Annotated in this window: 2 protein-coding genes and 1 pseudogene; 1 reads left to right on the forward strand and 2 read right to left on the reverse strand. The window is 45.1% G+C overall.

Translation table 11 applies throughout. The features are described 5' to 3' along the window. Nucleotides 1–124: 124 nt before the first annotated feature. Together BGK46_RS02510 and BGK46_RS02515 are read right to left on the reverse strand one after the other, a co-directional pair. The gene (locus BGK46_RS02510; RefSeq protein ID WP_069586896.1) at nucleotides 125–463 is read right to left on the reverse strand and encodes a hypothetical protein; all 339 of its coding nucleotides are present in this window, start codon (nucleotides 461–463) and stop codon (nucleotides 125–127) included. Nucleotides 464–616: 153 nt separating this feature from the next. Next, nucleotides 617–1,084 (reverse strand): GNAT family N-acetyltransferase, encoded by a 468-nt coding sequence (locus BGK46_RS02515; protein WP_069586895.1) that lies wholly within the window; start codon nucleotides 1,082–1,084, stop codon nucleotides 617–619. A 173-nt stretch (nucleotides 1,085–1,257) separates the two neighbouring features. Here BGK46_RS02515 and BGK46_RS17360 point away from each other — a divergent pair. Further along, nucleotides 1,258–1,351, forward strand: a pseudogene (locus tag BGK46_RS17360) (IS5/IS1182 family transposase); the annotation flags it as partial.

Consider the following 1,351-nt stretch of genomic DNA (forward strand, 5'->3'; position numbering starts at 1 on the left):
TTATTATCTGAATTCAGGGTATTGATAAGTTCCAGTTTTAGGTCACGATTAACATCCAATGTAAACATACTTTCCTCATTATTAATGCGACACAATTGTCGGCGTTTATTATTTCCAGTGCGGTTTATTCAATCATCCAATTCGCGGCGCCAGCTCCCGCCTCCTGAAAGCGAAGTTTTATCGGATAGCTGTCACCACAGCCTTCGACAATCCATAGCTCTCGCCACACCCTTGTGCCTACCTCGCCTGACGGCATTTCTCGCACATAAGGCACAAATTCCTCTGGTTTCTCACAGCCTTGAGATGCCACCGTAACCAGCACCCCTGCCATGGCATCTTGGATCAATTTTTGATTAGCTAGTGACCCTGCTTGGACCGCTCCTTTTGGCAGCGACTGCGCCATCGATAAAAAAGAGACCGCCAAAGCCCCAAACACGAGTAAAGCCCGTAGCCAATTAATCATACTCAAAAACGCTCTTAAAAAATGAGTCATCAACAATCTCAATGGAGGGTTCTAAAGACAACATTTAATCTCCATGAATATCAGCCACAAACGCCTCTCCCACTCATCATATTGCGATAACCCCACCAATGCGTATTGGGTCGTTGCCGCTACTCATAGTTTTGCCAGTATTTGAATATGACTGTGAGCAACAAAGCCTAACGACTCGCAAAGGCGTCGGGAGGCAATATTTTCCCGGTTGGCACGATATCTGGCGACACGCCCCCTCTTTTCAACCTCTTTAACCCACCTTGAAATCAGTGCCTTGCCGACACCACGCTGACGATAGCTTGGTGTCACCAAGATAGACAGCGATTCAAAGGGCTCGACACCACAATATGACGCAATGATTCCAACAGGCTGCCCTTCCAGATAAGCCATATAGAAATAGTCTGAGTCCAGACTAAAATCCGCTTTAAATAATTCTTCCTCATCAAACCTTGTGATAAATTGTTCGATGCGTTCTCGATGGGCTTCAAGCGTGAGCTGATCAATCTCTACCTTTGATTTAGCGTCACAAATATGACCTGATAGATAATAGTCAATATCATCGATATAGACCTCAAACGCTTGAGAGTTCACATCGTCGATATAGTCATACAGCGATCGCAGCTTAGATTTTTCTAGGTGTGTGCGAACGTCTTCATTGCAGCTGACCAGTGTCAGGTTATCAGACGGGCGTTGTTTCCTAAATCATTGAACTTATCACTCTAGCGGCGATCAGATCATCAACGCCTCAAAACCGGTCTCAGATGATGAGCAAAGCCAAGTATAAAATCAGCAATTGGAAGCAATACAATCAAGCACTGATTAATCGTGGTTCGATTACCTTTTGGGTTGATGACGCCG

The organism is Salinivibrio sp. SS2, assembly GCF_001722075.1.
GTDB classification, from domain to species: Bacteria; Pseudomonadota; Gammaproteobacteria; order Enterobacterales; family Vibrionaceae; genus Salinivibrio; species Salinivibrio proteolyticus.

Coding starts and splice junctions, on each gene's coding strand:
- BGK46_RS02510 (WP_069586896.1), bottom strand. CDS start 463: ATGATTAATTGGCTACGGGCTTTACTCGTGTTTGGGGCTTTGGCGGTC.